The sequence below is a fragment of the Streptomyces zaehneri genome, assembly GCF_032248645.1.
GTDB lineage: Bacteria > Actinomycetota > Actinomycetes > Streptomycetales > Streptomycetaceae > Streptomyces > Streptomyces coriariae.
Window position 1 is genome coordinate 1 of the sequence record NZ_JASTTJ010000019.1, and the last position, 23,792, is coordinate 23,792.

Annotated in this window: 15 protein-coding genes and 1 pseudogene; 15 read left to right on the forward strand and 1 reads right to left on the reverse strand. The window is 66.9% G+C overall.

All coding sequences use genetic code 11. The features are described from left to right. Nucleotides 1-1,007 precede the first annotated feature (1,007 nt). The 15 genes and pseudogenes from QQM72_RS27445 to QQM72_RS27520 all read left to right on the forward strand — a co-directional run bounded on the left by QQM72_RS27445 (nt 1,008) and on the right by QQM72_RS27520 (nt 20,408). On the forward strand, nt 1,008-1,748 hold the full coding sequence (locus QQM72_RS27445) for a hypothetical protein (RefSeq protein ID WP_314223519.1): 741 nt from the start codon (nt 1,008-1,010) through the stop codon (nt 1,746-1,748). Further along, the gene (locus tag QQM72_RS27450; protein WP_314223520.1) at nt 1,745-2,212 is read left to right on the forward strand and encodes a MarR family transcriptional regulator; all 468 of its coding nucleotides are present in this window, start codon (nt 1,745-1,747) and stop codon (nt 2,210-2,212) included. Before QQM72_RS27445 ends, QQM72_RS27450 begins: the two co-directional genes overlap by 4 nt. 147 nt (nt 2,213-2,359) lie before the next feature. Next, nucleotides 2,360-4,939, forward strand: a complete 2,580-nt coding sequence (locus tag QQM72_RS27455) for a DEAD/DEAH box helicase family protein (RefSeq protein ID WP_314223692.1) — start codon at nt 2,360-2,362, stop codon at nt 4,937-4,939. A 774-nt stretch (nt 4,940-5,713) separates the two neighbouring features. After that, complete coding sequence (locus tag QQM72_RS27460; protein ID WP_314223521.1) at nt 5,714-6,277, forward strand: hypothetical protein; 564 nt, start codon at nt 5,714-5,716, stop codon at nt 6,275-6,277. Between the two features lie 110 nt (nt 6,278-6,387). Next, nucleotides 6,388-6,756, forward strand: a complete 369-nt coding sequence (locus tag QQM72_RS27465; protein WP_314223693.1) for an STAS domain-containing protein — start codon at nt 6,388-6,390, stop codon at nt 6,754-6,756. A gap of 567 nt (nt 6,757-7,323) precedes the next feature. Then, a pseudogene (locus QQM72_RS27470) lies at nt 7,324-7,587 on the forward strand (STAS domain-containing protein); the annotation flags it as partial. A gap of 120 nt (nt 7,588-7,707) precedes the next feature. Continuing rightward, a complete protein-coding gene (locus tag QQM72_RS27475) occupies nt 7,708-8,094 on the forward strand; it encodes an anti-sigma factor antagonist (protein ID WP_399078925.1) in 387 nt (128 codons plus the stop codon). A gap of 431 nt (nt 8,095-8,525) precedes the next feature. Then, entirely contained in the window at nt 8,526-9,314 is a 789-nt protein-coding gene (locus QQM72_RS40950; protein WP_399078821.1) for an anti-sigma factor antagonist, read from the forward strand. Between the two features lie 190 nt (nt 9,315-9,504). Continuing rightward, nucleotides 9,505-12,135, forward strand: coding sequence for a hypothetical protein (locus tag QQM72_RS27490; protein ID WP_314223522.1), 2,631 nt, complete (start codon nt 9,505-9,507; stop codon nt 12,133-12,135). Nucleotides 12,136-12,281: 146 nt separating this feature from the next. Then, nucleotides 12,282-12,989: a hypothetical protein gene (locus QQM72_RS27495; RefSeq protein WP_314223523.1), complete on the forward strand. Its 708-nt coding sequence runs from the start codon at nt 12,282-12,284 to the stop codon at nt 12,987-12,989. A 144-nt stretch (nt 12,990-13,133) separates the two neighbouring features. Next, complete coding sequence (locus QQM72_RS27500; protein ID WP_314223524.1) at nt 13,134-15,521, forward strand: AbiJ-related protein; 2,388 nt, start codon at nt 13,134-13,136, stop codon at nt 15,519-15,521. Between the two features lie 372 nt (nt 15,522-15,893). Next, nucleotides 15,894-16,346, forward strand: a complete 453-nt coding sequence (locus QQM72_RS27505) for a hypothetical protein (protein WP_314223525.1) — start codon at nt 15,894-15,896, stop codon at nt 16,344-16,346. A 411-nt stretch (nt 16,347-16,757) separates the two neighbouring features. After that, the gene (locus tag QQM72_RS27510; RefSeq protein WP_314223526.1) at nt 16,758-17,963 is read left to right on the forward strand and encodes an ABC-three component system protein; all 1,206 of its coding nucleotides are present in this window, start codon (nt 16,758-16,760) and stop codon (nt 17,961-17,963) included. After that, entirely contained in the window at nt 17,956-18,432 is a 477-nt protein-coding gene (locus QQM72_RS27515; protein WP_314223527.1) for a three component ABC system middle component, read from the forward strand. Before QQM72_RS27510 ends, QQM72_RS27515 begins: the two co-directional genes overlap by 8 nt. Nucleotides 18,433-18,437: 5 nt before the next feature. Next, a complete protein-coding gene (locus QQM72_RS27520) occupies nt 18,438-20,408 on the forward strand; it encodes a DUF3732 domain-containing protein (RefSeq protein WP_314223528.1) in 1,971 nt (656 codons plus the stop codon). A gap of 53 nt (nt 20,409-20,461) precedes the next feature. Here the strand turns inward: QQM72_RS27520 and QQM72_RS27525 are convergent, their stop codons facing one another. Further along, complete coding sequence (locus tag QQM72_RS27525; protein ID WP_314223529.1) at nt 20,462-23,365, reverse strand: hypothetical protein; 2,904 nt, start codon at nt 23,363-23,365, stop codon at nt 20,462-20,464. Between the last annotated feature and the right edge of the window lie 427 nt (nt 23,366-23,792).

Genomic DNA, 23,792 nt, shown 5'->3' on the forward strand with positions numbered 1-23,792 from the left:
GCTTTTGCCTCCGCCAGCCGAATACTCCGCTTCGCTCCGTTTCGCGCGTCCCCGCGCGAATTGCCCGCCTCCGGCGGGGAGGTTATGGAATTGGCCTCCGGCCATTCCATAACTCTGGGTGCCTCCGGCACGAAAAGCGAAAGGGAGGGGATTTGTGCCTCCGGCACAATTTCGGGTGTCGATTTTGATTGTGGGGGTGGAGAGTTGGGGTTTGGGTTGAGGGTTCGTCATGCACCCTTTTCCGTAGTCGGGTTGTAGGGTCATCTCCGATTCCCCTACAACTGAGGGGACTTGAATTGTATTCCGTGAGAAAAAGTAAATCACGGAATACGAGGAGAGGGCAATAGGGCCCCTCCGGGGCCCTATTGCCCGTTCAGGGTGGTGGGTTGGGCTGGCTTCGGCTAAGCGGGTGCCCGGGGATGGGGTGGAGGAGGGGGCAGGAGAGAGGGAAGGGCAAGGAGCTGGAGGAGGGGAGAGGAGCCCTCCGGGCTCCCGGCTCGCGCCTTGCCTGTCCCGGGTGCCTTCCGGGTCACGGAGGCGGGCTGCATAGGGACATGTCTGCCTGGCGCTTGTGCAGGACACGACTCGTCAGCAGCGAGAGGCCGGCGTCGGGCTTGAGGTCCATTGCATGTTGGTGGCACGTCCATACCCACCACGAGGTGACACCTCAGATAGGAGAGTGGGCAGATAGTCGCAGGTCAGAGAGTTATGGGTATGCGAGCTCTGCAGGGCCAGAGACGACAGATCAACTTCGAAGCGTCGTCCGTGGCGAGACGGAACCCACCCTAAATGTCAGCTGAGCTGACATCGGTCGCCTTCAAAATGTCAGCCGAGCTGACATTTTGAGCGGTGCGCGGGTCCCTGGCGATGCTTCGAGACCGGTTCGCGGAGTTGTGTCACCCCAGGGGCGACACACGGCGCGCCGAATGTCAGGGGTGCCGACATGCAAGTCAGCAGGGCTGACATACTTGCCGCTGTCGAAAATCCGAAAGTGGGAGAGCAGCCACGTGTCATCCGCTCAGCCGAGGCGCCGCCAAGCCGCTCCGCGACCGAAGCCGGCGGAGCACGATCCCTCTGATCCACTGGCTGCCTTCGACGCAACTCTGGCGCCGGTACGGAGCCTGGACGACCTGGCCCGCCAGTTCCCAGACCGAGACCTGGCGCTCAGCCGCAAGCGCGCACCGCTGGAGATGTACAGCAGCGAGGACAACCCCAACGCGTTTGCCCTGGACAGCCTGGAGTTCTTCCTCGTCATCAGCCAGTACTTCCGTGAGGCGCTGCCGCTGCGCCTCATCTTCCTGCTGATCGCCTGTCAGCGCGCTGGCGGACGCATCGAGCTGACCCAGGAGGAGATGTCCAAGGTCTTGGACGTCAGCCGCCAGGCGGTCAACGAGGCGCTCCAAGAGATCATGACGCATGGGATCGTCTTCAAGAGGTCCAGAGGCGTCTACCAGTTCAACCCGCCATACTCGTACCGGATCGGCGAGCTCGTTCGCACGATGGACGGTGGAAAGAAGTACGTGCGGGTAGAGCAGGATGAAGTCCTGAATGAAGTCCGTCGCGACACCTCGCTGCCCGAACTGGTGCGGTTCCCGTCACTGGATCACCTGCGGCGCGCAGTGGAAGAGATGCGCGCCCAGCGGGCCGAACGACGGAACGAGCGAAGGAAGGCCCGGCAGGCGGCTGAAGAGCCTACCGACGGCCTGTGGGAGCTGCCTGGTGCAGCAGAGGAGGGGATGGCGCAGTGACTGTCAGCTCGAAGCGCTACGCGTTGGTCAACGCCGACGGTGTCGTCGCAGACCTGGACCTGCCGACAACCGCAACCAGGGCGCTCCTGAAGATGCGTGCCCTGAGCGAGGCCGGCGGCCGCATCGAGATCGACCAGGCCGACCTCGCGCGCAAGCTCGACATCAGCCGCCCCGCCGTCACCGCAGCACTCCGGCACCTCGACCTGGCGCAGCTGGTCAAAAAGCAGCGCAACGGCGTCTATCAACTCAACGCCATGCTCGCCGGCTACCTTTCCCCGGCCGACTGCGCCGCGGCCATCGCCGACATGGATCCCGCCGAACGCCTCAACGCACCCGACTTCGTCGAGCGGTACCACGAGGCCGTGAAGATGTACCAGGACCAGCTCGCCCAGAAGCGCCAAGCCCGCGAACAGCAGAAGAAGGCCGTCGCAGCACGCCGCGGCGCGCTGCACGCAGTCGGCTAGTAGCCGCTGTTGGCAAAGCTTTCCGATATCTCTTCGGTGGGGTGGGTGATTTCCCGAAGAGAATCCGATTACGGCTGGGCCAGTTTCTGGCTCGGCTGGGGGATGGAGTGAGTCTTGGCATTCAAGCGTAAGTCGGCTGATGCGGCGATGCCTAAGGATCCGGAAGAGTTGTACCGGGCCCTGGCTGTCACAAATCGGGGACCCGCGGCAGTGTGGGGCCATCAGCAAGACATCCTCCGAGACTGGCATGCGAATATGTCGGACGAGCCCGACGTGGCGATCGAGTTGCCGACAGGTGCTGGGAAGACTCTCGTCGGTGGCCTTATTGGTGAGTACCGGCGAAGGAAGTACAGGGAGCGCATTGCCTATCTGTGCCCGACCCGGCAGTTGGCCCGGCAGACCGCTGCAAAGTTCGACGAATACGGCATCCCTAATGTCCTGCTCGTCAATCCTGTGAAAACGTGGAACCAGGCCCACCAGGCACAGTACGAGGCGGGCGAAGCCGTTGCCGTCAGCGTCTACAGTCACGTCTTCAACTCGAACCCCGCCCTCGATGACGCCGACATGTTGGTCCTGGACGACGCGCACGCGGCCGAGGGGTACGTCGCCAGCCCGTGGAGCCTGGGCATCTCACGAACCTCCGCGGAGAGCGCCTACCTTGACGTGCTTTCCGTGCTCGAGTCGGCCTTGGATCCTCTGGTGTGCACACGGTTGCGTGCCCCAGATCCGGACAACTCTCAGTCGTCGTACGTGTACCTTGCCTCGCCGATTGGTGTCGCTGAACAAGGCGTGGCTCTGGAGCGAGTAGTCGGGGCGGCCGCTGGCGCAGGGAAGCTGAGTACGAGTGCCACGCATGTCTGGAGGCTTCTGCAGGGGCACCTCGACCGTTGTCTGGTGTACGTCTCTTACGGACAGGTCCTCATCCGGCCGCTGATCCCGCCGACGATGCAGCACCGGCCCTTCAGCGATCCTGCCCGGCGCATCTACATGAGTGCCACTCTCGGTGACGGCGGTGAACTGGAGCGCTCCTTCGGACGGAAGAGGATCGCCCGCATTCCAGTCCCCAAGGGGTGGGACAGAGAAGGTACCGGGCGACGATTTTTCCTCTTTCCCGAACTTACTAACGACCTGTCGGCAGCTCCGAAGAACGTGCCCGCCTTCGTATCAGGCATCATCGATAGCGCAGGCCGGGCTGTCGTGCTGACCCCTGATGGCCGCACCGCGGATGCCTTCACGCGCTACTTGCCGAAGACCCATCCCGTATTGAAGGCCGGCGACGTCGAGGACGACCTGACCACATTCACTTCCAAGGACAAGGCAGTCCTTCTCCTCACCAACCGCTACGACGGCATCGACCTCCCCGACGACGACTGCCGCCTGGTCGTTCTGGCCGGTCTGCCCGCCAAGGGAGACCTGCAGGAACGGTTCCTGCACGAGTCACTTGGCGCCCTGGAGGTGCTCCAGGAACGTATCCGCGCTCGCATCGTGCAGGGTTCAGGCCGTGCGACCCGCAACAACAAGGACTGGGCGGCCGTCATCGTCCTGGGCCGGTCTCTGACCTCCTACCTGTCCGGCCTCGACGTTCAAGCTTCCCTGCATCCTGAAGTCCGGGCCGAAGTCGAGTTCGGACGGCGCAACAGCCTCAACACTCCTTCCAGCGAGATGCTCGACAACCTCGCCGTCTTCCGGGAGCACGGCCAGGACTGGGCCGACGTCGACAGCGACATTGTCGCCGACCGCGAGACGTACACGCGCACCGTGGCCCCGAGCGCTGGGGAACTGCGCAAGGCAGCCCGCTTCGAAGTAGCGGCCTGGGAGGCCCTCTGGAACAACCAGTTGGACTGGGCCCTGACTGCCGTCCAACGCGTCCTCGACCAGCTCACCGGACAGCGCACCCCACAGCGCTACGCGGCACTGTGGAACTACCTCGGCTACAGCATCGCCGAACGCCTCGCCCGCCAGACTCAAGACCTCTCCCACCGAGACACCGGCGCCCGCTACTACCGCGACCTCCAGCGAAAGGGACAGACCAGCAACTTCCTCGCCCACCTTGTAGCCCCCAGCGACAAGGCCCACGCACCCGCTCTCGGCGAACTCGACCCCCTCGACGAGGCCGCTATGCGCGGCATCATCGCCCGCACCGAACTCCACCGCGCCCACGGCTTCGAGCACACCATCGCTCAGGCGCGCACCGGCCTCGCCGGTACCGAATTCACGGCCTACGAAGCCGGACTGGTCAGCCTCGGCACTCTCGCCGGCGCGTCGGAAAGCTACGCCGAGGACGACACACTCAAACCCGCCTCCCCGGACGCCGTCTGGATCTTCGACGACACCCGATGGATCATTTGGGAAGCTAAGAGCGAAGCCACCTCCACCGGCGAGGTGAGCCCGGAGAACGTACGCCAAGCCCAAGGCCACCTCAGCTACACCGAAGCCGAACGCGAAACGTCCGCCCCCAGCGGATCGATCACCCTGCTCATGTCCCCCAAGCCGAAGGTGCTTCCCGCCGCACACATGATCGCCGCGGACCACCTTTACCTCGTACGCCCACCCGCAGTACTGACAATCTTCGACCGCCTCGTCCGGGCCTGGCACACCGCCCGCGCCCGCACCATCACCGCGCTGTCCCCCACCGAACTCGCGGAAATCTTCCAGGCCGAAGAAGCCCTCCCCTCACAGTGGCTGCCACTGCTCCAAGCGCAGCCGCTCAAGCAACGAACGCCGTGACGGCGAAGCGGGCGGTTCGGGCGTTCTCTGCCTGCTGCGGATGAAACCTCCCACGCCGACGCGCTCCCGGTCGGCCGAGTAGCCGACCGGGAGCAGGGAAACGGCTGACGGCCTCGGTTACCTCGGGTGCCGAGAAGTGGCAGGCCTCGGTGGCGCCGTCACGGCCGTTACCTGAACCAGAACCGGTCGCCAGCACGTCCTTGGTCGTGCCATCCCGACACACACCCGCGGAGCCGCCGCAGCATGAGCACACCCCCCTCACCCTCCTGGCCCCTGGCTTTTGGCATAGACGTCGCCACCAATCACGAGGTCGCGGGCAGTCGCGTGCCCGAGGAGCAGCGGCGCAACTGAGCAGCAATACGCGCACGCTGTCACACCCGTACGGCAAGGAGCCCCGTCACACGGACACGACCTCCTCGCCGACCGCGGCCAGCACCTCGTCTGGTACTGCCGCCCCGCCCTCCTCGCCGTATGACACGGATAAAACGGTGACCGGTGGCCAATGCCGCCTGAGGAGTTCGTCGCGGAAGTCGGCGAGGAGCTGCTCGCTGTATCGCTCACAGCCTGTTCTATGGCGGAACGGCTAGCGGGCAGGTACGACGACGAGCTGGGCCGGCATGCGGCCGTGGGAATGAATGCTTGCGCTGGTACGGCGAGGCGGCGTCGGCGCAAGGAGCTGGATCCGTTAGCAGTACCGCATGGTGAGATCTTCTTTCAGGCGCCGGATCCAGGAGGAGGCCAGGTCCGTGGTGCTCGCGGAGCTGGGCGCCTGACGTGGACGAGGCCGTGGCGACGGCGCTGATTGCTGCCGGGGCCGCGGTCAGCGGCGGAGCGCTGACCGGTGTGTTCACCCTCGCTGCCGCCAAACGCCAGGCCGCAGCAGCCTGGGCGGCAGGCGAACGCCAAGCTGAGGCCGCCTGGGAAGCCGGCCGGCAACAGGCAGCCGCCGCCTGGGACTCCGGACAACTCCAGGCCACGGCCCAACTCGACGTCGCCCGCCGAACCCTCACCGAACAGACGCTCGCGACCCAGCGGGCAGTGCGGCGGGCCGCCTACGTCACGTACCTGAGCCGCGCCGACAGCGCCCATCAGGCACTCACAGCTTGGCAGGGCGCCATCGGCACCGCGGACGAGACCCCGCGGCGGCGGGAGTACGACGCCGCTGTGAGCGCACTAGCCGAGCCACTGAACGTCGTACTCCTTGAAGGCCCCGAAGCTGTGGCAGCGGCGGCGGAGAACCTCCGCAACGCAGTGGCCGCCAACGCTCCCGGAACCCGGCACGCCGCCGCGCAGGAGGCATTCCTGAGAGCGGCCCGCGCGGCTCTCGCCCCTGCATAACGCATGGTCGCCAGATAAGATCCCTAATGCCCGAAACATCAGAGTTTCCGCTGGGTGTACCAGTCGTGAGCGCACGAGCGCGCCAGGCAGTCGGCAAGAAGCGGGGCCGGGTGGACCTGAAGATGTCGTATGAGCACGTTTCCGAGTACGTCACCGTGGTGACGCTCGCGGGCGAGTTGGACGTGTACACGGCTCCAGGCCTGCGTCAGTTGCTGGTCGACATGGTGAACCACGAAAGGTGGTTCCTGGTACTAGACCTGTCGGCGGTCACCAATATCGACTCGACGGGATTAGGTGTGGTGACAGGTGGCCTGAAGCGGGTCCGTGCCCACGACGGCATGATGGCACTGGTGGTGCCTCACGAAATCCTTGCAAAAGTGTTCCGGATTACTGGGCTGATCAAAGTGTTTCCCATCTTCGACACGGTTGACCCCGCCGTCGAATTCCTCGGCCGATGGATGCATGGCGACCTTCGCTGACGACGAGTGGCCGATCGTGGGCGACCCGGCGGGGGACGCTCGCCCCGTCACTGCGTCGCCTGTCGTTGGGCCGTGCGCGCTGCAGCAAAGGCTGCGTTCGCTGTACCGGGCTCAGAGCAGTCCGGATCGAGAGTCTGCTCGCCCGCAGGAGCCGGCACACAGGACACCGAGGCGGACACCGCTGGCCTCGCTCCGCGACGTGATGTTCGTCGTCGCGGCGCTTGCGAGGATGGCCGGTCAGATCACGACTGGGGGTGACTGCGGAGGTGCAGGCGCTCTGGGCAGTCGCGGTCAGAAGCCGACGGGTCGGTCGGCGCGGGATGGACGGCGGCGCTTGTGCTGCTGGCGGGCCGGTCCGTGAGTGGCAATACCCGTGGCCCACGCCATCGCCCGGGACGCCTTTCTTACCGTGGCCTGGCACGCGCTCTCACGCCCTGCGTAGCACCTGCGCGCCGGATAAAATTAGTAGTGCACGAGATGACTATATTGTCCGCTTGGCTCACCAGGCGTCGGGCACGCTGGTTCGCCGAGCACTCGGCATGAAACGGGAGCCGGGTGCACCTAAAGGTGTCGTACGAGGACGGACCCGACGACATCGCTGTCGTGCGGGTCGAAGGCGATGGCCAGGGCGTCGTGCTGGACGCCGCCTCCGCTACGTCGCTGCGCTCCACACTGCTGGAGGTCATGGACAGCGGGCGGCTCATTCTGGTCGTCGACCTGAGCGCAGCGGACGCCATCGATGGAGCGGTCCTGCGCGTGCTGATCGGCGGTCTAACGCGGGTGCGCGTCCTGGGCGGGACCCTCGCCTTGGTCGTGACGAACCAGCAGGTGCAGAAATCTATGGCTGATCGTTGGGGCGAGGCCATCGGTACCTACGAGAGTGTGGCGAGCGCGGTCACGGAACTCGCCGCCGACTATGCGGAGAGAGGTGTCGAGCAACGGCGCGCCGCCATCACGGATCAGGAGAGCTTCCCACCGGGCGGCCATTGGTACGAGCACGTCTCCGAGTACGTCACGGTGGTCACGCTCATGGGCTCGGTGAACGTCTATACCGCGCCGCTCTTGCGCCAACTACTGCTCGACCTGATTAACCACGGAAGGATGTTCCTGGTCCTGGACATGACGGAGATCAGCTTCTTCGACTCGACGGGAAGCGGTGTGCTGATTGGTGCTCTGAAGCGGATCCGTGCCCATGATGGGGCATTGGCACTAGTGGTGCCTTCGGAGAGAATTCAGAAGTTTTTCCGAATCAATGGGCTGACCATAGTGTTTCCCATCTTCGATACGGTGGATCGCGCGATTGAATTCCTCGGCCGGGAGCTTGGTGCCCATGGCTGACGACGCGAGGCGGGCCGCAGGCGACTGGGCCCTGGCCTGTACACCACCCCTGGCCTCGCTCCGAGACACGGCGTCCGTTGCCGCGGCGGTTGCGAGGCTGGCCGCCGAGAAACCCCGACCGGGTGGCTGCGGAGGTGCAGGCTCTCTGGGCGACCGCGAGGCAGAAGCCGGCGGTTAGGTCGGCGCGGGATGGGCGCCCCAGGTGTACGGCGGCGCTTGTACCTCTGGTGGCCGTTCCGCGAGCGGCAGGACCCGTGCGCCCGCGCGCTCGCGCAGGACGCCTTCCTAACCGCGGCCGGCGTGGGCTCTCGCGTCCTGCATAGCTGGTACCTGCCGGATAAAATACGTAGTGCACGAGATAGCTACATTGTCCGCTTGGTCCACCATGCGTGGGGCACGCTGGCGCGCCGGGCAGTCGGAACGGGAGCCGGGTGCACCTGAAGATGTCGTACGAGGACGGGCCCGACGGCATCACTGTCGTGCGGGTCGAAGGCGAAGGCCAGGGCGTTGTGCTGGACGCCGCCTCAGCTCCAGCGCTGCGCTCCACAACGCTGGAGGTCATCGACAGCGGGCGGCTCATTCTGGTCGTCGACCTGAGCGCGGTGGACAGTATCGATAGCGCGGTCCTGCGCGTGCTGATCGGCGGTCGGACGCGGGTGCACGTCCTGGGCGGGGCCCTCGTCTTGGCCGTGACGAGCCAGCAGGTGCGGGAATCTCTGGCTGATCGTTGGGCCGAGGCCGTCTGTACCTACGAGACTGTGGCGAGCGCGGTCTCGGCACTCGCCGCCGCCTACGCGGAGGTGAGCGTCGAGCAGCGGCGCGCCGCCATCGCGGATCAGGAGAGCCGCATCGTCCCACAGGGCGGTCATTCGTACGAGCACGTTTCCGAGTACGTCACCGTGGTGACAATCGTGGGCGAGGTGAGCGTCTATGACGCGCCGCCTTTGCGTAAATTGCTGGTCGATCTTATTAACCACGGAAGGATATTCCTGGTCCTGGACATGACGGAGGCTTTCTACTTCGACTCGACGGGACTCGGTGTGGTGGTTGGTGCTCTGAAGCGGGTCCGCGCCCAGGATGGCGGAATCGCGTTGGTAGCGCCTACGGAGAGAATCCAGAAGTTTTTCCGGATAACCGGGTTGGCGAGAGTGTTTGACATGTTCGACACGGTGGATCGCGCGGTTGAATTCCTGGGCCGGGAGCTTGGTGTCCATGGCTGACGACGAGATGCGGACCGTAGGCGACGGGTCGGAGGGCGCTCACTCTGTTGCCCCCTCTCGCCTGCCGCCCGGGCCCCTGCACGCCCTCCAGCAACGGCTACACACGCTGTACCGGGCCGCGGGCAGCCCAGCACTCGAGTCCCTCGTCGCAGACGCTGATGGCTACGAGGGGCTGCCCGCGCAGGACACCGTGAGGCAGGTTCTGGCCTGCGCACCGCCGGCCTCGCTCCGGGACATGGTGTCCGTCGCCGCGGCGCTCGCGAGGCCGGCCGGCGAGGACCCCGACGGGGTGACTGCGGAAGTGCAGGCGCTCTGGGCGGTCGCGGGGAAGGCGCCGGGGGTTCGGCTGCGCACCACAGCGGAATGGGACCCTGTGCGCCTGGGCGTCCACCCCGCGCCGGGCCCGGACGGAACGGTGGATCCGCCGCTGACCGAGTACCTCACCCGCCCGCACGACACCACCCTGCGCGAGCGGTTGGCCCGTACGGCGGCCGCCCACCAGGCGGCACTCGTGCTGTTGGTGGGCCGTTCCGCGAGCGGCAAGACCCGTGCGTTGTATGAGGCGATAGCCGTGGTGCTGCCCGACTGGCCTGTGCTGTTCCCCGCCGACGCGGAGGAACTGACCGCGTGGATCGAGGACGACGGCATCGACCCGCGAACCGTGCTGTGGCTCAACGAGACGCAGCGGTATCTGGACGGCGTCGCCGGCGAGCGGACCGCCCGAGTGCTGGGGCGGCTACTTGATCAGGTGGCGCCGCTCGCGGTGGTGGGCACCCTGTGGCCAGAACACATGCGGCGCCTAACGAACCGCCAGAGCAGTCTGGAGAGCGCTCCGCACACCTTCGCGCTGCTGACCAGACCCCACGCGATGATCACCGTTCCGGACACGCTGGACTGTGACCCCGCGGCCGTCGCCGCAGCCGCCGCCCGCGATCCGCGTTTCGCCGGAGCCGTACGGGCGGCCGGGCCCGGTCAGCGCGTACTGCAACACCTCACCGTAGGACCAGAGTTTGTGCGGCGCTGGGAGATGGGCCCGGATCAATGGTTCACGGCGCCCGAGCACGCCGTGCTGACGGCAGCCGCGGAAGCACGCAGGCTGGGTCACGCAAGTGCCGTGCCCAAGCTTCTGCTATGGGAGGCGGCGCCCGGATTCATGGACTCCACCGCGCGTGCGACCGCGGGCGAGGAATGGTTCCCGGCCGCCATCGGGGCGCTGACGACACCGGAGGGCGGCCCCGCTCCGCTGATCGCGGAGCGGTACGAGCCAGGTGTCGGCGAGCCGGACAGCTATCGCCCTGACGGCTATCTCGAACAGCACATCCGCCGGGTCCGTGCCCACCGGGCGCCGCCCGCCGCCTTCTGGTCCGGGGCGCGCTGGGCCAGGACGGCCGACGACGTCTACGCTCTCGGCCGGGCCGCCGAACAGCGGCGTCGCTATGGAAGCGCCGCGCCCTTGTACGAGCGGGCGATTGAGTTGGGGCACGTCCGTGCCCGGGCGGCCCTGGCCGTGCTGCGGGCGACCACCGATGGGCGAGAGGCCGCGGAGAAGACGGCCGCGACGGATCCCCTTGCCTGGGCGGCGCTCGCCGTGTTGAGGGAAGCGGAGGGCGACGGGCCGGGTACCTACGACGCGTATCGGCGCGCGGCAGAGTCGGGCGACGCGTGGGCCTGGGCGGCCATGGCCCGGATCCGTGAGGCGGAGGGGGACCCGGCCGCGGCGGACGCGGTCGCGGCCCAGGCGGCGACCGCGGGCGAACCGCTGGCCTGGCGGACGCTCGGCCGGATGCGGATGGCCCAAGGCGCGCCAGCAGCCGAGGCGTTCGAGAAGGCGGCACAGGCCGGCGACGGCTGGGGGCACATGGGGCTCGCGCAGGTCGCCGAACGCTCCCGTGACCTCGCAACAGCGGTCACACACGCCACGCGGGCTGCAGGTACAGGGGTGAGCGCGGCCTGGGCGGCTCTGGTACGCCTGTACTGGGCCCGAGGTGACCGCGCGTCAGCCCTGGGAGCGGCCACCAGTGGCGCGGACGCGGGGCATCCCGAAGGGTGGTCCCTCCTGGCAGGGCTGCGCAGTATGGCTGGTGACCGGTCGGGGGCAGCCGCGGCCCATCGCGAGGCGGCGGCCCTGGGCGTCGGCGCCGCCTGGCGCGAACTGGCGCTGCTCGCCGAGTCCGACGGCGACAGCTTGGGCGCCGAGGAGGCTGCTGTCCAGGCGGCTCGCACCGGCGATCCGGAGGCGTGGACCGCGCTGGCCGAAGCGCGGGAGGAAATCGGTGACGACGCCGGCGCCGCGCGCGCCGCTGCGGAGGCGGCACGCGCGGGTGACCTGGATGCCTGGATCATGCTGGCTCGAGCCCGAGAGAACGCCGGGGACAGCAGCGGCGCAGAGCTCGCCGCCGACTTGGCGGCCGAGCGCGGTGCGGCCGACGCTTGGTCCGCGCTGGCCCGGATGCGGGAACGCGCCGGGGACCGGGACGGATCCGAGCGCGCGGTACTGCGGGCCGCCGACCTGGGCGCCTCCGACGCCTGGACGGCACTGGGCCGCGTGCGCGAGCAGCTCGGCGACACCGACGCAGCCGAGCGCGCCTACGTCCGCGGCTGTGGAGCCGGTGACACGGAGGCGTACGCCGCGCTCGGCGCCCTGTACCTGGACCAGGGACGGACACCCGAGGCATGCGCCGCGTACCGGGCGGCCGTGGACGCGGGACTCCCCGACGCCTGGGAAGGTCTGCTGGCGACGATGCCGACCCAGGCGCCCCGCGCGACCTCGGCGCAAATGGTGGCTCGGCTGCGCACGACGGGCCTTCCGGCGCAAGGGTGAGCGGCGCCCCAGCTCGGTCGGTGTGGATCATCGTCAGCTGACACCCGTGCGATTGCTCGGGGGTGACCCCGGTGCTGACGACCCACGACTGGCCGGGCAGCCGCGCTGCTTCTGCGGGTCGACCGCGCGGGACATACCGTGAGCAGGTGGACGACGTGGAGATCACTGTCTGGCACTACTTTTCGCTCGACCAGGCGCTGACCGCATGCATCCTCTCGCAGCAATGCGGACGCCTCGAAGCCAAAGAGAAGACCGACGCCACTGGTGAAGGAGGTCCTAGCGAGCACATGGCCTATGCCATCGGCTCGGTGATCGCCTCCTTCTCCTTCCTTGAAGCAACGATCAACGAGTTCTACGCCACCGTCAGCCGGGACAACCTGGAGATGGCTGGCGGACGCGGTGGGCTGGATCCCGTCGACCGACAGGGCATCGCCGCCATCGCCAAAGATGCGGAGAGACTGCCTACGCTCACGCAATTCCGGCTCGCGCTGGCCGTCCTCCGCAAGCCCCCGCTCGATCCCCGCACCCAGACGTACGCCGACGCGGACCTCCTGCGCAAGCTGCGCAACGAATTGGTCCACTACACGCCGCGAATGCGCCCTGCGGACAGGGGAGAACCGGACAGCAGCTCCGACTCCCACGCACTCGTGGCAGGGCTGCTCCAGCGGCACTTCGAGCCGAATGCCTTCTTCGCCGACTCCGCCAACCCCTACTTCCCGCAGAAGTGCCTGGGCCACGGGTGCACCGCCTGGGCGTGGAATGCGGCGCTGGCCTTCGCCGACACCTTCCACCAGCGGATCGGAATCAGGCCGGTCTACGAGGATGCCCGCGCCCAGGGGCGGCTGAAGCCGTAGAGCGCGGTTCGGCTACGGGGACTGCGCCGTGCGCCCGGCCAATGCACGGCGCTCCCCACTTCGCGTCCCCTCTCACGCTGGGGTATGCCGACGCGGATTTTCTGCCATGCGCGGACAGTGTGACTGGTCGTCTAATGTGCCCTCATGGCTGCTGATCGCCCGATTGTTTCCCGTGCTACGCGCAACGCTGTGCGCCGGCTGATGAGCAGCCTGTACGTCGCGGCGATTGCGGAATATTGGCAGGGGGAGAACTTCGCGCGCAGTGAGATAGCCAACCCTCGTCAAGGCGGAGTCCGCCAGCAGACCTTCGACGCCTATGAAACTTCGGTCGACTGGACCGACCAAGAGCATGCACGCCGCGGGCTGCGCGTCTTTGAGACGCTCCTGCGTCGTCTCGACCGCGACAGCAAGAAGTCCGGCGCTCAGGGGATCGATCCCACGGAACTGGAGGATCTACGCGAAGCGTTGGAGCACGACGGTTACCTTCTGGATGGGGATCTACGCCTGCAACTTTCCTCCACCGCAGCTGTTCCGGGCCCGCAGGCCGCGTCCGTCCCTGCTGACGCGCGCCGCATCACCCAGGTCACGCGCAGGAGGCTCTTCAAATACCTGAAGAGCCGGGATGTGCAATGGTTCGGCGATCTCGACGAGATCGTCTTCCTCGGCCGCCTGTACGCCCTTGACGAACTGCCCAGCTCGGACGACCGGTTTGACGATGCCGAAGGCGACATCACACAACACCGCTACAACAACTACGACTGGGAGGACGACTGGATTTACACCGACGACCGGTTCGGACTGAACGACGGCCCGGACCTCGTCCTCCTGCGGTTCCTGTCGCAGATGGTGCATCCCGAGGTGCGCTCGGATGATGCCGAAGCTGCCCTTCTGGCCGAACTCGTGGACAGCTTGGTGCGCCGGGACGGCTACGCTTTCGCGCCCGTAAGCGCCATCAGCGGCTACCCCATCTACGAGGCACGGCGCCTCACTGAGGACGCAGCGCCGCATGACCCGGCTTCACAGTACACACCCCGGCCAGAAGCATCCGCATTCGAGCGGCTGGTCACAGCGGCCTGGGGCCGGCCGGGGGCGGGCACTGGGCCCGATCACACCGGTCCGGATGGCCACGCGGCCGCCAGCCCTGGCCAGGACACTCCTCCTGGTGAACCACCAGCTCCCCTGGGGCCCTACGCGGCGGTACTGGGTGTCGCCCGCAGGCAGCGGAAGGACTACGCCCTGGAGCGATTGCCGATGAAGGTCGGAGGCCAGGCGGAGATCTTCGAAGCCACCCACAAGGCCACCGGTGTCCGTGTCGCCTTCAAGCGCCGCCTCTCCTGGCGGGAGACGCCAGCGGCACGTATGCGGCGCGAAATCGAAGTCGCCCAAGACCTCAACTCCCACCCGAACTACATGCCAATCCTCGACGCCAACCCGGGCGAGGGATGGCTGGTCATGCCGTTGGCGGAATGCACCGCCGAAGACCGCCGCGACCAGCTCCAGGAACCCTCACAGCTAAGGGAACTGGTGGACGCACTCCTCGACGTGCTCGAGGTCGCACATGACTCCCACGCCGAGGGCTGGCTGCATCGCGATGTGAAACCCTCCAATATCTTGCGGTTTGACGGTCGGTGGAGACTCGGCGACTGGGGCGTCGTACGCCGTCCTCGCGGACAGACCACATCCGACCGCACTCGGGCAGAAGTCGGCACGGACGGCTTTGCAGCGCCGGAATTGCTCATCAACGCGCACGACGCCACCCCGGCGGCGGACATCTATGGCGTCGGTCGCGTCATCGCCTGGGCGCTGACGGGAGACGTCCCCGTCATGACGCAGCGGCTCCTGCCCGCTGCGGGGCCATGGAGGGAGATCGTCCGCGCGGCGACCGCCCGCGACCCGCACAGTCGCCCCCAGACAGCCGCTGACCTGCGCCGGCTGATACAGGACAAGCTCGCCGGCCCGGTGCTGACTCCGGCAGAGCGTGGCGAGTCCTTGCTGGCCGCTGCCCACAGCGGTCACCCCGGACCCGTTGAGACCTTCCTGTCCTTCACCGCCGACCATCCTGAGGACCAGGACCTCTACGTCGGCGTGCTCACTCAACTCAAGCCCGAGACCGCAGCCGAAGGACTGGTACGTCTGCCAGCCGAGGCGGAACTGCTCATCGAAGCCCTGAGCTCTCACGCGGCGGGCCAGCAGCGTCGCATCCCGCACCCCGAGGCCTACCGCGCCATCCTCTGGCTCCAGCGGGTCGCCGCCTTCGCCGCGGCAGCCGGCTCCTGGGACCTCATGGACGAGGCGGCGCGCGCCATGTGCGTATGGGATGGCATATGGGACCAGTACCGGCCCCGGGACGTGATCGCCGCATGGCTGCTCACCCTGCGCGGCGAAGCCGCAGTCCTCATGGCGGCTGCCCTGGGCGACCACCCTGGCAGCGCGGCCCACTTCCGGATCCTTCTTGACCAGCAAGCACTGGCGCCGCAGATCCGTACCGCCATCGGCAAGACGGCCCGTTCACCGGGCCAGCGAGTCGAGTGAGTTTCCTGCGATGTCTGCTCGGGAGATTCTCCCAGAAGCGCACGTGCTGAGTCCGCTTAGCGGATGGCGGTTTTCTCGTCGGTCCCGAACGTGCCCAAAACGCCGGTCGGCCGGTAGCCGCGTTGGTCACATGGATGACGAGGAGCTGCCGGATCACCTGCGGCGCCGGAACCGGCGCCAGGGCTCTTCAGGAGTTATCAATCACGCACATCACCACACTGCCGAGCACGGCCGGCCTCTAAGATGCCGGATCCCAGAGCAGAGAGGACGACCTGTCAGATGGCAGCGCCGGACGATACGACATCCCGCTCCCTCGACGATGACCCACACCCTTCCGACCCGCGGACGGAAGGCAACGATGAGGCAAGACCTGTGCGCCAGCGCATCGCTGAAACGTGGAACCTACTCAGGCCGGTTGGCAAAGCGGGTGTGATCGTGATCGGCACCGTAGCCGCTATGGCGGTCAAGGCCCTCCTCGCCCCCGCCGACACACACGCCACTGCGGCCGACGCAGTCGAGGAAGACGCTGATCTGATCACCCGCCGGTGGACCGACCATGCAGGCGGCTACTTCGTGTGCACCCACAAGGGGTGCAGCAAGAAGGTCAACCCGACGATCTTCGGACACGACTGCTGCGGTCGCTGCCGACTCGGCCGGGACTGCCTGAGTGCCGCGCAACGCGACTACGACGGCCCTGGCGGCTTCGCGCACAACTGCTTTGAGGCGCTCCTCTACCCCGGCGTCTGCGCCACCTGCGAAGAACCGGCCGAAGTACACCTGTGGGTGTTCGACTTCATCCACGGGGATCGCTATTCCACAGGCTGATCCGAGCTCGGCGACCCGCTCCGGTCCCGACAGACACCCGTCGCGGCCCTCACTGATTTCACCTCTTAAGTGGTGAAAATAGTGAGGCTGGGACTGTGACCGCACGGCGTGGTCCCCGTCGTCGAACACGAGTTTCCCGCGCTCATCCCGCTGCAGGACGACCTCGCCCGCCTCGGCGTGCGGCCTTGGCTCCCGGACCTTAAGCCCGCACGGGCGGCCATCGACAAGGCCGTCCTCCAGCAGGTGCCCCACCAGCACGGCATCCCCGTGCCCAGGAGCCTCATCGGCATCTCGGTGTTATCCAGATCCTCTCCATCTGACTGGGCAGGACACCGTGACTCGGCAGGCTCACTGGCGTCCACGGCATGCAAGCGGCTAGACACGGTGCGTGGTACGTGAGGAGACTGGATCATGACCTCTCAGGTATCTCACGATGCGTCAGCCTCCGCTCTGGGCTATCTGTACCAGGCGAAGTGGGCTCTGTTGGAGTTGTTGCGTGGGTCTTCCGAACGGCCTGACGGAGCGATCAGTCTCGAGTTGCACGACGATGTGGCCTGGGAGGTTGCTGGCCGTCCTGTCGACCTGCTGCAGACCAAGCTTCACCAACGAGCGACGCGCACGCTGGGCGATCGTGATGACGATCTGTGGCGCACGATCAGGTCCTGGATGGACACCCATGATCCCGGTGATGCAGAGGGGCCGTGGCTGACACTCGTCACCACCCAACACGCGCGCGACGGTTCGGCAGCTGCGGCGCTGCGCAGCCCACGCCGAGATCCTGGTGTGGCTCTGCGACGGCTTGAGACGGCCGCGGCGGAGTCGAAGTCGAAGGAGACTGCTGAGGCTCGGGCACGCTTTCTTGCCCTGTCGGCCGGTGAGCGCGCGACGTTCGTTCAGCGTATGCGCGTTATCGACGGCACGCTCGGTATCGACGGCCTCGATGGGGCTGTGCGCAAGTGCTTGTTGTTCGCTCTCCCGTCCGGCGACGGTCCGCAGACGGTGTTCATGGAGCAGTTGTGGGCGTGGTGGTACGACCAGGTCGTCGAGATGCTGCAGAAGCGCCGGACGAGCGTCTCCGTGGAGACAGTGAAGCGGCGGGTGGAGCAGATCCGGGATGACTACGCCGCCGATCGGCTTCCCACTCTGGTGGAGCGGGGCGACTGGCAGGCCGCTCAGCAGGGGGGCGTGGACTACAGCGAGCGGTACTTCGTCCATCAGCTGCGGTGGGTCAACCTCGGCGGGTCCGAGCTGGAGAAGGCGATGATGGACTACTACCGCGCCTACAAGCAGGCAGCGGCCTGGGCTGACAACGACCTGATCGGTTTGGACGACCTGGAGCGCTATCAGGCCGACTTGGTTGACGAGTGGGAGCGGCTCTTTGCCCGCATGGTCCGACGGCTGCCAGCGGATGCGAGTGAGAAGGATCGGCGGGACGCGGGCGAAGAACTGCTGTGGCAGGTGCTGGAGAGTGTCACGGTCAGGATTCGGGACAAGTATGACCAGATCTTCTTCCACCGCGGCCAGCACCACTGCCTGGCGGATGAAGCCCGCGTGGGATGGCATCCCGAGTTCCTGCAACGGGTTCAGGATCTGACTGTCGGGGCCGTACATGCCTAGCCGCGCACAGCAGCCGCAGGCCTTCGCCGCGTTCCTGAATCCAGCGATGGTGGGTGCGGTGCAGGCCGTGATGGCCCAGGAGTACGAGCTCAAACGGGGGCGGGCCATGGTCTGGCCGCTGGCTATGGTCCTTCCCGTGCTGGTGCTGCACCGCTCCACACGTGAGGCGCTGCCGTCCAGTATCAGAACGCACCTGCCGGCGTGGGCGGGGCGCAATCCCGCCCTCCTCGCCGGCTTCGGCGCCCGGGTCGACTCGACGCTGCCTGTGCTCCGCGAAGGGCTGCGGTTAGCTCTGCGCTACGGCCTGATCCGCCTGGAGACCGGGGCCCTGCATGCCGTGCCCTTCTCCACACGACGTGCCGAAGGAGAACTGCAGGAGCTGTTGAAAGCGGCGCGCCTGGTGGGCAAATGGACGGCGACCATAGATCAGCCTTCCACCCTCCTGGCACTACTGGGCGTGAGAGTCTGATCACCGTGCAGCTTCGGTCTCTGATCCTTTACAGCAAGAGCGGCAAGGTCCGCGAGCTGACGTTCCGGCTCGGCGAGCTCAACATCATCACGGGCAGTTCACGGACCGGGAAGAGCATCGTCCTGGACATCGTCGACTTCTGCCTGGGAAGAGACGACGCCCCCGTCTCGGTCGGCCCGATCACCAGGACCGTCGAATGGGTGGCCGTGCTGCTGCAGCTGCCCGACACGCGGGCGTTCGTAGCCCGCCGGCTCCCCGCCAAAGGCAAGAAGTCCATCTCCACAGCGATGCTCGAGTTCGGCTCCACCCTGCAGCCGCTGCCCTACGAGCGGCTCGCGAACAACTGCGACTCCGACGAGCTGCGCCAGCAGCTCGGGCGGAGGATCGGCCTAGGCGACGTCCGCAGCGAACCCCAGCCCGGAAGTCTGCAGGCGCCCTTCGCAGTCCACCTCGGGCACGCGGTACCGCTGTGCCTGCAGAACCAGGACGAGATCACCACACGCAGCATCCTGTTCCACCGGCAGGGCGAACGCGACGCAGGAGCGCGGCTGACCTCCACCCTGCCGTATTTCCTCGGTGCCGTCGGCGAGGACCAGGCGCAAAAGCAGCACGAACTGACGGCCAAGCGGCGCGAATTGCGGCGCAGGCAGCAGGACCTGAAGATGGCCGAGACAGCCGACGGCGACTTCGACGCCCACCTGCACCTGCTGTTGGCCCAAGCCCGCACGGCTGGATTGATATCGGCCGACGAAGAGTTCGACAGCCGCGAGGCGCTGCTCGACTCCCTGCGCGAAGCGGTCCGCTTCCCACCGCCGGCCCCCGGCGAGGAGCCCTCCCACGCAGAGCGCATCGCGCCCCTGCAAGCGCGCCGTTCCCAACTACGTGCCCAGCTGGGCGAGATCGGCGAACAGCGGCAGTTCCTCATACGGCAGGAAGCCGCGGAGGACAGCTACACCGAGGTGGTACAGCGCGGGATATCCCGGCTGCACGCCGTCGACCTGCTCCCCGACGCCGACCCGCGGGTTGAATCCGCTGCGTGCCCGCTGTGCGGATCGCACCTGCCCCAGCCCGACCACGCGGTCGAAGACATGCAGCAGACCCTGAACGAGCTGCGCGGCCAGCTCACCTCCGTGCGCACGGTGCGACCCCGGCGCGAGCAGACACTGCGGGAACTCGCCGACCAGGCCGATATCGCCCGTGAAGAACTCCGCGGCGTCGAGGGAGCACTCAACTCACTGGCCGAGCTGGAAGCCGGCCGGACCCGCTTCCGCGCCCAGGCCGAGGAACAGGCCTTCCTGCGAGGCCGGATCGACGCCCACCTCAGTCAGCTCCCGGACACCGGAGACACCTACGAAGGCAGTCTCCTGCAGTTGCGAGCGGCCGCAGCGTTCGCCCAGGCCCAAGTCGACGACCTCGAAGCCGAACTCGACACCGAGGCCATGCAGGACCGGCTCGATCACGCCCTGACCTACATCAGCACCGACATGACCGCCTACGCCCAAGAACTAAACCTCGAGCACAGCGCACGCAGCATTCGCCTCGACGTACGCAAACTGACCGTCCTCGCCGACTCCGACGACGGCATCGTCCCTCTGCTGCGCATCGGCAGCGGCGAGAACTGGGTCGGCTACCACCTCGTCGCCCACCTGGCCCTGCACCGCTACTTCACCCTCCACCAGCGGCCCGTGCCCCGCATGCTCCTGCTGGACCAGGTCACCCAGCCCTTCTACCCCTCCGAAGTTGCCCGAGACAGCGGCGACCCCGACCTCATCCGCTCCGACGCCGACCGCAACACCGTCCGCGGCATGTTCGAGCTGATGTACCGCTTCACCCGCGACCTCGCCCCCAACTTCCAGCTCATCGTCAGCGACCACGCCAACCTGCCCGACAAGTGGTACCAAGACTGCGTCCGCTACAACTGGCGCAACGGAGAGGCTCTCATCCCCCAAGACTGGATTGATGAGCACGCTGGATAACTGGTGAGGGGCCGGCACTCGGTCGGGCGGCATGAGATGGCGTCGACGGGGGCTTATGCGAGCAGGCTTCTACGGGCGAGCCATCCGCGGGCGGACAGCGATCCTGCTTGTGCGGCAGCGCGGTTCAGTCGCTCGGCGTCCTGGAGGTGGCCCTTGGCAAATCTGAGGATGGCGAGGCCGTGCAGGGCGTGGCTGTTGCCGCGGGCCGCCGCGACGTGTGCCAGGTCCTCGGCGCGCCGGTGGTCGCCTTGCCCGTCACAGCGCCATGACATCCACTCCAGGGCCTTGGGGTGCTCGACCGCGGCAGCAGCACCGTAGAAGCACAGCGCGCCGGCGTGATCCCGGTGTTCTGAACGCTCGCGCGCGTGGGCGACGAGGCGGTCGGCATGGCCATGGTCAGCGATGATCTGGGACAGTCTCGCCGCGTCGGTGACTTCTCCGGCAGCAACCCGGATCTGAGCCAGGGCGAGGAGGGCGGCGGGGCTACCGTGCTGTGTAAGAGCGGCGCACGCTACCCGTTCTGCGGTGATCCGGACTCCTTGGGCTTCATAGTGTCCAGCGAGCCACCGAGCGGCCGACGGGTCGCCATGGTCGGCGGCCCATGAGTAGAGGCGTGCCGCATCGCGGCGCATGCCCAGACTGAGCAGATGGTGGGTTAGGCGACGGTGACCGTACCGGTCGCCGCTGACGGCGAACGCACGATGGGCCAGGCGTTCACTGTCCCCGTACCGTCCAGCAAGGCCAACAGCTGCGGAGAGCTCACCGAGGAGTAGACCTGAGAGACAACGCTCTTCGATGAGTTCTTCCGCGCGTTGAAACTGCCCGAGGGCGATGAGCCGGCGGATGAACCACCTCAGCAAGGAAGAGTCACCGCTCGAGGCTGCCCGCAGGTACAGCGCCTCACAATCCACCGCCTGGTGGGTGCGCGCAGCCTCGGCGAGTTCCCGCATATCAGCGTCCGTGCGGGAGTGAGTCGCTGCCGCTGCCCACAGAGAGGAGGCAGGAGGCTTCCTCTTCCTGGTTGTCCGGCTCTTCTCGTGAAGGATGTCAGCCAACTGGTACAACGAGCTATGCGGGCGTGGCTCACCCGGACGGGGCCGATACCGTGTCAGCGGCCCGGGCAGTTTACGGCGCGGCTTGAGGAGTTCGGCCAGGCTGGAGGTAAACCAGTCCTCGTCCAGCGTGTGCCAGGTGGCCTCATCGATATAGCCCTCGGCTGCGGTCCGTAGGAACTCTTCGGTCAGCAGTGGTCCGTGTCCGCATCGGCGCGCGTCCATGGCGGCATGAAGGATGGCACGAGCAGCCCCGTCGGACTGTTCGTATCGGCGCACCAGGTGCGGGGCACCGGCCAGGAACTGAGTGATGCGTCCGCTGGCGGCACGGCTTCGTGCCAGTCTCAGGCGCGGGTCAGAAGCGACTAGCGCTGCAGCATCGGCCAGTTCTCGCGTATTGAACGCGGGAGGCATCGTGATGGTCAGGGCAAGATCGACAAGCTGATGCACGGCGCCCATTCCGTCATGCAGTTCGTCCCCCTCCGCCGGGTCGTCCGCCAGGTGGTTCCAGTACGTTGGCCACATGGTGCCCAGGACCAGAACGGGGCCTCGCTGGCTGTCCGTCAAAAGGGCCTGAAGTGCCGATGAAACCTGGGCCGTGTAGTCCTTCACCATGAAATACAACTGGGCTTCGTTTAGCCACAGCACCGTGCGCGGCTCCAGCACGTCATCCTGCAAGGCACGCAGGAGAGCTGCGGGCCGGTCCGGGGCCAGCGGATGCACAATGCGCCAAGAGGAGAGTTCGGCCCGCACCGCTTCCCAGCAGGCCCGTGTCTTCCCGGTGGAGGAACCACCCACCACCATTACCAGTCGGCTCCCGTTGGCCGACTGAGCCACCATGCGCCGCAGCCGGCCGTCCACGCCATCAGGGCGGGCAATGTAGGGAGGAAGCGCAGCGAGCGCACCGGGTCCGACATCCGCTTCCACAGCAGGGTGTACTTCCAAGCGCAGCGCGTCGGAGGGCTTCAGCTCTCCGATCACATCCGACCGCGCGGAACGGCCGGCGTGAGTGGTGAGGCTCTGCACCTGCGCTGCCGGGGTGAGCGTTTCCGCCCCAGGCTGTTTAACGCCTCGGCGGACCAGCACAGCAGATCGGGCCGGCGGATCGCCACGAAGCGCGACACCCCGCGCACGCAGCCGGTTACGCAGCATGGCCGCATCAATGGCACCGCCCCGTGGACCCCACTCCTGAGCAAGTTCCTCGACCATCCGGAACACTCCAGCGGCGTCTACCAAAGTGTCCGCGTGCAGCACGCGTTCCTGCAGCGCGGCGCATAGAGCAGGGTAGCGAGGACTGATCTGATCCGTGGGCTCGATCTGGACGACGAGACGGCGAGCAATCCGGTAGGCGCTGCGATGCACCAGCTCCTGTTCAGGAACGTTGCCCTCGGACTCTGCGAGGAGATCACTGACAGTTCGTGTCAGGTGCTTCCACACACGATGGTAGGACTGTCCCAGGCGGGGCAGCTCTTGTAGAAAGTCGGCCACACTTTTCTGTGCAGCAGCGGACGCGGCCAGATCTCGCAATGCCTCCAGGCCGGTTGTAGGTCCGGAGGCGGTCAAGCCGAGGCGGTGCCGGTCAGCGTCGACCTCGTCGCCGAAGGACTCCAGACCTGCCAAGCACTGCCCTATCGTCTTGCGCCACGGGCCACTACTGGACACGATCTCAAGCGTGCGTTTGACCTGCCGCTGCACGGCCAGCTCGTAGGAGCCCTGGCGATTGAGGACGACGACGTCGTCCAACGGGAAGTCGTTGGCCTTCTGCAGGCAGACGGAGTCCGGCACCACATCGAGACCGGGAACCTGCACGCCACACAGCAGGCCAACCAGATCCAGTGCCGCAACCCGATACTCATAGATCGTGCCGCCCCCGCCCGAACCAATCGGGGAAGCCCCCCTACTCAACCGCTCACTCCTCGCTCAGACAGGCCGACCAGCCTCCAGGAACGCGGCACAAACGAAGAATAGGACCCCTGCACACCAGGCCGCCAACGCACAAGGCAGTCTTGGCGACGTCAGCGACGAGGAAGTCGGCCACCTGCAGCTGATCGCGATGAGGACGAACAGTCGGCCCTGGCCCGGCTCGGCATTTCCTGCTGTCGGCACGCTCGCTGATGACCGGTATGGCGCTCTGCCCGGCCTGCGCCCCGTGCGGCGCCTCTGCCCGCGCCTTCATCCGCTGGCACCGCGGCGGGCAGCCAGGCCGCTCTTGAGGCGCTCGCCAATTGCGGCGCACGGTGGGGCGAGGACGTCGGTGGCTTTGAGGGTCGAACAGGTAGGCCGGGGCGACTTTGAGCGTCAGCTCGCCGATCGAGTACGAGTTGGCGAAGCG

Excerpts from the sequence above, each read along its gene's own strand:
- QQM72_RS27455 (WP_314223692.1), top strand. The coding sequence starts at position 2,360 with ATGCCTAAGGATCCGGAAGAGTTGTACCGGGCCCTGGCTGTCACAAAT.
- QQM72_RS27500 (WP_314223524.1), top strand. The coding sequence starts at position 13,134 with ATGGCTGCTGATCGCCCGATTGTTTCCCGTGCTACGCGCAACGCTGTG.
- QQM72_RS27510 (WP_314223526.1), top strand. The coding sequence starts at position 16,758 with ATGACCTCTCAGGTATCTCACGATGCGTCAGCCTCCGCTCTGGGCTAT.
- QQM72_RS27515 (WP_314223527.1), top strand. The coding sequence starts at position 17,956 with ATGCCTAGCCGCGCACAGCAGCCGCAGGCCTTCGCCGCGTTCCTGAAT.